The organism is Paenibacillus sp. NPDC056933 (assembly GCF_042674385.1).
GTDB lineage: Bacteria > Bacillota > Bacilli > Paenibacillales > Paenibacillaceae > Paenibacillus.
This window is the reverse complement of record NZ_JBHUQN010000004.1, coordinates 483,714-492,330: the sequence shown is the minus strand read 5'-3', so window position 1 is coordinate 492,330 and position 8,617 is coordinate 483,714. Positions and strand designations below refer to the sequence as shown.

Below are 8,617 nucleotides of genomic sequence, written 5' to 3'. Positions count from 1 at the left end.
TTCGCTCCCACTGCTCCGATTCCGCCCTTCTTCGCTGCATCGCTCGCCATAGCTTTTTAAAGGCTTATTGCCTTCGCTATGTTCGGCTGGGCAACTTAAGAGCAAATTTGCTCGTTACTTCGTTAACTCGCTGAGTAACAAAAGCAAAATATGGCAACTCGCGGTGCGGGCGCTTCGGCGGGCGGCTCGAGCTGTGGGCCGCTGTTGGCTCGGGATTTTTTTCATTCCCTCTCAGCAGGGGAAATCCCGCTCCAAAGGCGGACGCTTCGCTCCCTCTGCTCCGATTCCGCCCTCCTTCGCTGCATCGCTCGCCATGCTTTTTAAAGGCTTACCTCAAATACATTTGCAGCGGGTGCAATCGCAGCTCGCGGATGGCTTCTGCCACCTGGGCAGCGAGGCGGTGGGCACCGCGCTCCTGAAAATGCGTGTTATCCTCCACGCCTGCTGGGAAGTTCAAAAACTCACCCGGCAGCACCCACATAAAATCTTCCTTGCTGCCTTCAACTCCCGCCTGCTCGAACAGAAGACGGCTGCGCTCAGCCAGATCGATCAGCGGCACCCCTTCTTCCTCGGCCAGCTCACGCACGGCGACGATATAATCACCATGGGTGTCGGTCAATGTTCCGTCATCGGCAAAATATCGCCGATGCACAGGGGTCACGAGCACCGGACGAGCCTTGGCATCGCGGGCAGCATCAATATACTTTTTCAGATATTCCTTATATGTTGTGAAAGGCTCCGTTCCCCGCTCAGGGCCCGGCTTCTCATCGTTATGTCCAAATTGAATAAACAGAAAATCTTCCGGCTTGATATATTCCATCATGGCGTCCAGCCTGCCTTCATTAATAAAGCTGCGGGAGCTTCGGCCCGACTGGGCATGATTATCTACAGCCACATCATGCTTGAACTGCGCAGGCAACAACTGGCCCCATCCACAGTACGGATACCCACTCTCCGGCTGGTCCGTCACCGTGGAATCACCGGCGAGGAATACAGTCATGGTTTGATTCGCAAGCGTGATCTCCAATGCATTAACCCGCGGAGCGGACCCCGAGAACGACAGTCTAAGCTTCCCGCCACGAACCACAACCGAGAACCGGACCTCTGCCCATTGTCCGGGAAGCGTGCGAATGGTTGGCAGCATTAATCTGCCTTCACCCGCCTTCACTCGGGTGATTGTTTCCGCCAGTTCATCTCCTGCAATAAGTAATACTTGATAGGTTCCATCGGGTACGTCAACGATGAAAGATGCCTTAAGCGGAATGCAGAAGCCTGATCGCAATCGTGCAAACCCGGTGGTCTTTCCCTGAGTTCCGTAGTTTACCTTGCTGGTATTCGTCCCTTCGTCTTCACTAATCCGTTGTTTCTCATACACAAGAGAACCGGTTTCAAATCCATATCCACATTGTTCTTCATAAACTGTACCAGCGGATATGTTCAGATAACCCGCAGGATAGTTCTCTATTCCAAAGTCCGGTCCAAAATTGAACCTCCAGGTGGTAACCACCTCTTTAACGCCCTTTGCCGCTGCCTGTACGGCAGCGGCCTGATCATCCTGGGCTCTATCCAATAGGAACAACCTCCTTGTTCAGCATCCTGCCATGGGTTTGATCCACGATTTTCTATTAACCTTTCAAACCGCTGGTGCTCATGCCCTGTACAATTTGTTTCTGGAAGATGAAGAACACGGCCACCACAGGTACGAGACTAACGATGGACATCGCAAACATCGCTCCCCAGTTGGAGGCAGATTCGCTATCCAGGAACATTTTCAACGCCATGGATACAGTATATTTCTCCGGCGAATTCAGATACAGCACCGGACCAAGCAAATCTTCCCATCTCCAGTAGAAGGAAAAGATTGCAGCTGTTGCGAGAGATGACTTGATAAGCGGCATAATAATCTGCACATATAACCTGAACTTATTACATCCATCAATCGTAGCCGCCTCATCCAACTCTTTCGGAATGGTACGAATGAACTGAACCATCAGAAAGATGAAGAACGGCATCCCGAAAAAGGTAGGTACAACAATCGGCAGAATGGTATTTAGCCAACCAAGCTTTGTAAAAATAATATATTGAGGTACAAGCACAACATCATGAGGTAACATCAGAGTCAGCATCATCAGGGAGAACCAGAAGTTACGCCCCTTGAAGTTGAGCCGTGCAAAACCGAAAGCGATCAACGACGAGGATAACACGGCACCAATCGTGGAAATGACCACGATAACTAAAGAGTTGGTAATGTAATCCATAAAAGGTCTTCCGCCTGCACCTTTCCAACCATCCACATAGTTACTCCAGATCCATTCCGTGGGAAACAGGGACTCGGCAGTCACGAAGATGGTGCGGCTTTCCTTGAAGGAGCTGAACAGCATCCAAAGCACCGGATAGAGCATCAGGAGGGCCAAAGCTGCAACGAACAGATGATAAATGGGCCATTTTACATTTCTCCAAACCATCGTTACTTCCCTCCTTCGGATTCATAAAACACCCAAAACTTGGATGTCAGGAACACCGCGACTGTGAGTATACCGATCATAATAAGCATGATCCAAGCCATGGCCGAAGCATAACCCATGTTGTTAAACATAAAGGCCTGACGGAACAGATACAGCGAGTAGAGCATGGTACCGTCCATTGGACCGCCCTCTCCTTTGGAAATGATATATGCAGGCACGAAGGTCATGAATGCACCAATCGTTTGCATAATCAGGTTGAACAGGATGATTGGACTGAGCAGCGGTAGGGTGATACCGAAGAATTTGCGAATTGGGTTTGCCCCGTCCACACCTGCCGCCTCGTACATCTCGGGTGAGATATTTTTCAGACCCGCCAGGAAGATGAGCATGGAAGATCCGAACTGCCAAACAGATAGCGAGATCAGCATAACCAAGGATGCATTCGGATCACCAAACCAGCTGATTGGTCCAATTCCGATTGCCGTTAATGCACTGTTGATGACACCTTCATTACTAAAAAGATTACGCCACATAATGGATACGGCCACACTACCGCCGATAATCGATGGCAGGTAGTACAGGGTCCGATAGGTTCCGACCATACGCGAGCCCGTATTCAGGATCATGGCTACGAAAAGTGCAAAGACCAGCCTCAGCGGCACACCAATGAACACGTACAGGAACGTTACCTTCACCGAGTTCCAGTACTTCGGATCATCAAAAAACATTTTGGTGTAGTTGTCCATCCCGATCCAGCGCGGGGAAGTGAACAGGTTATAACTCGTAAACGACATGTATAGGGATACAAACATCGGGATGAGTGTAAAGCCCAGAAAACCGATAATAAACGGACTTATAAATGCATACCCGGTTAAATTTCTGCGCAACGACGAATACTGCCTCAACGGAACGAACCTCCTTTATTGATCCGCTTGCTCCCCGCTGCCTGGATTCAAATCCCTGGACGGGGAAAGGCCCTCGCGGTAAACGAGTAGCCCTATCCCCGTCCATCCCGGAAGTGGGATGAGCAAGCAATCATTCAACTGTTATTTATTGTTGGCAAGAACAGATTCGGCGTTTTTGCGGAATGTCGCTGCTGCTTGTTCCGGTGTAATCTTGCCAAAGTTCAGTTCCTCCACGACATCCGCCAGTGAAGCGATAACTTCAGGTGAACCCACAGGTGGAGGTGGGCTCATTGGAGAGGCCTTTGGCTCCATGGCCGCTACAAAGTCAAATACCTGTTTCGTCGGCTCACTCAACTCAGGCGCAATAGCTTCCTTGATTTTGCCGGAGATCGGCACACCACGCTCACCTTTGATCAGTTTGTTTGCTTCCACATCATTCACCCAGAAATCAATGAATTTGGCCGCTTCTTCCTTCACTTTCGAATTGGATGTTACAGCCCAATACATACTTGGCTGCATATAGAGTCCTTTTTCCATATCCGGTCCAGGCATTGGAGCAATCTCCAATGGACGGTTGGCTACCTGCTGCAAGGCTACAAATTGGTTCGACCACTGCCATACACCAATTCCTTTTTCTTTGACCAAATCCGATTCCTCGATAATGCCTTTGGTCTGGTTAGCCACATCCGGTGAAGGTGCTGCACCCTGCTCAATCATTCGGCGCATCAATCCGAAGAACTCGACAAACAGTTTATCGTCGTCATAGCCAAGACCCGTTCCTTCTGCATTGTAAAGAGACAATCCTTTGGTCCGCAGGAAATAGTGGAAGAAAATATCCGGGGCAACGCCCCCATCCAGGAACAGTCCTTTGGCGGCTGTTTCCTTACCCAGTGCTTCGTAAGATTCCCAAGTCAAGTTTTCCGGGAAAGTATCCACTCCCGCTTTTTTCAGCAAAGCCGGGTCATATTGGAAGCCCAATACGTTAACCCCTGCAGGTACACCGTATTGTTTATCGTTGATTACTCCAGTGCTGATAACGTTCTCGGACACGTCGTCCACTTTGATCTGGTTGCCCAAATAAGGCGCTAAATCCTCAAGCTGACCATTCTGCGCGTATTGGCTGATGTAGGAAATATCCATTTGGACAATGTCCGGCAGCTGATTCGCGGCAGCTTGTGGAGCAAGCTTTTTCCAGTAGTCATCGAATGAAGCATATTCCACATCAATTTTGACATTCGGATTTTTTTCTTTGTACAAGTCAATGACCTTCTGTGTGTATTCGTGACGTGCATCCGATCCCCACCACGCGATACGAAGTGTTACCGAACCATCCGCAGATGTTCCGCCCGATTCTCCGCTGCTGCTGCATGCCGTCGTTAATACCAGCAATGCCGCCATCATCAGGAATATTGCCTTTTTCACCATGCCAATCTCCCCTTTTATGTTGAAATGGTTGTGTGAACGAGTTACCCTTTAACTTCTGATAACGCTTTCACAAACTTTATATTGTCATTTTCGCAAATGTACGATCAGAGTTGAATACACAAAACCGTCTTGTTGGTTCAAAAAACAGAGGAGGACAACAGCACCCTATATGGTGCTGTTCGTCCTCCCCCATATCGACTACATAATCGGTAGTCAATTGTTATATGCCGATTCTACGGAATTCGGTCGGTGTCATACCGGTCCATTTTTTGAACACTTGGCTAAAATATTGCGAGTTGCCCCCGAAACCAAACAGTTCGGCAAGCTCAAATACCTTCACATCCCCACCTCTGCGAATATGATCGCAGGCTCGTTCAATACGCAAACGATTGACATAGTTGGAGAAGTTTTCGCCCGTCACTTTTTTAAAAATTTTACCGAGATAATCCGGATTCATATACAACATCTGGTGAGCGACTCCATTCAGGGAAAGATCCGCTTCCCCATAATGACGATCCACGATATCCATCATCTTCTCCACAGCAGAAGACTGGCGGCTAATATGGTTTTTGTAATAACCGGAGGTTAATCGGGCTGCACTGCTGGCGACAAAGGACTTCAAGCCAGACAACGTATCAATATGAGACAAATCTGCCATGCGCTGCGTGAACTCCGCCGCCTCCTCAGGTGGACAGACATGGATCATGGCGGAATACAGCTGCACCACATAAGAACGGGTAATCCCAATTTCAAGCTGTTGGCCGGACAGAAGATCAAACAAACGATCCACTTCAGCTGCGGCTTCCTCTGTGTTGCCTGATTTAATTAACTGGCACAGCTGCTCTGCATCCTGCTCAACATGCACCCCGTCGCATTCCCCGGCCAGCTCCAGATCACTTTTGGTAATCAACTTGCCTTCACCGATAAAAAAGCGGTGATTCAGACATTGCAGCGCCTCCCGAAACAAACGCCGGGACTGAATCATTCGATCCGCTTCACTGAGTGCAGCCGTGACTTCCAACTTGTACAGTCTCGTAAAGGCAGCCCGCACTTCCTCGATGCTCGCCTTCAGCCTCGCAGGATCGGCAGCGTCGGCTAGCAGAATTAACAGCTTGCCTTCAATAGTGGTGCTTAACAGAACATGAGGCAGTAGATCACTGGCAATATTTTTGATCGCAAACAGGTGACTATAATCATGTTCATCCGCAATCCGGAACAGCAGCAGTCGAACTTCGTTAGCCTCAAGTTCAAGATCAAACAGCTCCTGGTAATACTCCAAGTCGACCGGACCATAGGTTCGGTTGGTCATAAACTCCAGCAGGAACTGCTCCTTCACATGTGGAAGCACACGCTGCAGCCGTTGTTTCATTTCTCCTGCCACATGTTCCTTCACCTGAGCATCCTGCTGCTCCTGAAGCAGTTCAGCCAAAGCATCATGAATCTGGTTCTCATTACACGGTTTGAGCAGATAATGCTTTACCCCATATTGCATGGCCCGGCGGGCATATTCGAACTCCTTATAACCGGATAACATGATAAAGCGAAGTCCAGGATAAGCTTCGGACGCCTTTTCAATTAGTCCAAGACCATCCAGACCCGGCATGGATATATCCGTAATGATAATATCCGGTCTGGACTGACTGATTTTGTCCAGTGCCTCAATTCCGTTTCTCGCGGTATCCACCAGCTCGGTTCCCGCTGCGGCCCAGTCCACGACTTGCGAAATTCCCTCCAGAATGACACGTTCATCATCTACGAGCATCACTTTGTACATCGTCATCGTCCTCTCTAATCCAAGGTATTCTGATCGATACTACGGTCCCTGAGCCGGGATTGCTGCTCATGATCATTTCGCCTTCGTCGCCAAAGGTCAATCTGATCCGTTCCTTGATGTTCGACAGCCCGATCCCCTGTCCCCTCGTCTGTATTCGTCCTTCTTGCAACTGCTCCAGAAATTCCGGAGTCATGCCTGGACCATCGTCTTCCACTTCAATAACAACGTTGTTTCCATCCGCTCTGGCCCTGATCCGAATCCGGCATGGGTCAATACTTGGCTCCAATGCATAATGAATTGCGTTCTCAACCAATGGCTGCAAAGTTAACTTCGGAATGCGGGCCGTCCCCACTTCAGGAGCAATGTCCATCTCAAAATCAAGTCTTTCCTCAAATCGCGTGCGCTGGATGGTCACATAACTGCGGACGATATCAAGCTCTCTTTCCAGCGTGATCCACTTCTCGGACATGTTCACCGAGCTGCGCAGCAAAAATCCGAGAGCTTCAACCATTTCGGAAATCTGGTGCTGTTTCTGTACTTTGGCGAGCCAATTGATCGATTCCAGTGTGTTATATAGAAAATGTGGATTAATCTGTGCCTGAAGCGCTTTCAATTCTGTTTCACGAATCACCAGTTGCTTCGCATAATTCTCATCAATGAGTTCACGTATCCGCTGTAACATCATCTTGAACGTGCGATGCAGCAATCCGACCTCATTTTGTGAAGATTCCGGAACGTTGCCAAGTGCAGCTTCTTCCAGTTTGTCGAGATCCCCTTTTTCAATATTGCGCATTTTCTTGATCAACTGGGCGATGGGCTGGGTAATGCTTCTGGACAACTTCGCCCCAAATACAAGTGCCGCCAGGAAAATCATGATAAAAATAACCGTCACCAGCTGTTTGACAAACTGGATCTGTTTAAACATCTGATCAAAGGGGGTCATGTACAGATACACCCAATCCGTATAGGATGAATGCGCACGGGCAACGAAATTTCTCCCCTTCTCAAACATCGCAATCCCGTAAGGCTGGGTACGCTTCAATTCCGAATTGAGCTCTTCTTCACTTACCGTGGATTGCGTGGGATAGATCACTTCCCGGCCATCTGTAATTAATAGCTGTGAATCTTCTGCCGGGTGCTGCATCTGGTCCTGAACAATCCGATCCAGTCGTACACGAATAACGAGTGTACCGAGCTTCTCCAGCGTGAATGCTCCACCGGTAAAGGACTTCACCTGTCTCACAGACAGCAGTCTCGCTTGTTGATCTCCACTCGTGTACCAGACGTTGGAACCTGAATATTCCTGCCCTAGGGCAACCAATTCCTTTTGCTTTGCCCCAGAGATTCCCTCCCGGTTCCCAGCCGCCATAATATTATTATCATTATCGATAAAAATCATGGAATAGACATATTTCTCTGAGCCGGCATAAGCCACTAACCTATTGGTAATTTTTTTACGCAGCCCATTTTGCTCATATCCCGTCTCGGCTTTTCCCAACTGGAGAAGGTATTGCTGGAGCGGCTCATCAGACATGACTTTAAAGGATAAATTAGAGATTTCGCGCAGCTGATTCTCAATGCCTACGGAAGACATATTAAGTACCTGTGACGATTTCTCATAGATCTGTCGATCATAGATCCTGAACACATATCCCAGGACAGAGACATAGAACGTGAAACTGATCAACATCAAAAGTCCGATGAGAAGAATGGTTTTGTGATGAATGGGCAATGTCGTGAAAGCGTTCTTAATTTTCCTCATCCAAAGCGCTCCTTTGACTCGCGAAGGGTGCTGTCATTCGAAAGGGTTTTCGATCTGCTGTAAGTTATTTTCATATTTACACATCCATGGTCAGATGACAAGCCATATTTATGCAACATCTCTGGTCATTAGCGAAGGTATACACCCTTTAATTTCAAAAAAAGCATGACTCGTTGCTGCAACAAACAATGGATGTGACAAAAATGTTAGTTGGCCCATGGAAATGAGAGACCCATCGATGGAAGAAACATTTATATGTTTTATGCTTAGATTATCCATCATAACG

The 8,617-nt window shown here is 48.3% G+C and carries 6 protein-coding genes; all 6 read right to left on the bottom strand.

Annotated elements, in window-relative coordinates:
• Nucleotides 1–328 precede the first annotated feature (328 nt).
• The 6 genes from ACFTRD_RS26325 to ACFTRD_RS26300 all read right to left on the bottom strand — a co-directional run bounded on the left by ACFTRD_RS26325 (nucleotide 329) and on the right by ACFTRD_RS26300 (nucleotide 8,331).
• Nucleotides 329–1,507 (bottom strand): rhamnogalacturonan acetylesterase, encoded by a 1,179-nt coding sequence (locus ACFTRD_RS26325; RefSeq protein WP_379385267.1) that lies wholly within the window; start codon nucleotides 1,505–1,507, stop codon nucleotides 329–331.
• A gap of 118 nt (nucleotides 1,508–1,625) precedes the next feature.
• Nucleotides 1,626–2,465, bottom strand: coding sequence for a carbohydrate ABC transporter permease (locus ACFTRD_RS26320; RefSeq protein ID WP_192263144.1), 840 nt, complete (start codon nucleotides 2,463–2,465; stop codon nucleotides 1,626–1,628).
• A gap of 2 nt (nucleotides 2,466–2,467) precedes the next feature.
• Complete coding sequence (locus ACFTRD_RS26315) at nucleotides 2,468–3,370, bottom strand: carbohydrate ABC transporter permease (RefSeq protein ID WP_062326210.1); 903 nt, start codon at nucleotides 3,368–3,370, stop codon at nucleotides 2,468–2,470.
• A gap of 141 nt (nucleotides 3,371–3,511) precedes the next feature.
• Complete coding sequence (locus ACFTRD_RS26310; RefSeq protein WP_379385165.1) at nucleotides 3,512–4,795, bottom strand: ABC transporter substrate-binding protein; 1,284 nt, start codon at nucleotides 4,793–4,795, stop codon at nucleotides 3,512–3,514.
• A gap of 220 nt (nucleotides 4,796–5,015) precedes the next feature.
• Nucleotides 5,016–6,569, bottom strand: a complete 1,554-nt coding sequence (locus ACFTRD_RS26305; RefSeq protein ID WP_192263140.1) for a response regulator transcription factor — start codon at nucleotides 6,567–6,569, stop codon at nucleotides 5,016–5,018.
• Nucleotides 6,544–8,331, bottom strand: coding sequence for a sensor histidine kinase (locus tag ACFTRD_RS26300; RefSeq protein WP_379385162.1), 1,788 nt, complete (start codon nucleotides 8,329–8,331; stop codon nucleotides 6,544–6,546). Before ACFTRD_RS26300 ends, ACFTRD_RS26305 begins: the two co-directional genes overlap by 26 nt.
• Nucleotides 8,332–8,617 lie beyond the last annotated feature (286 nt).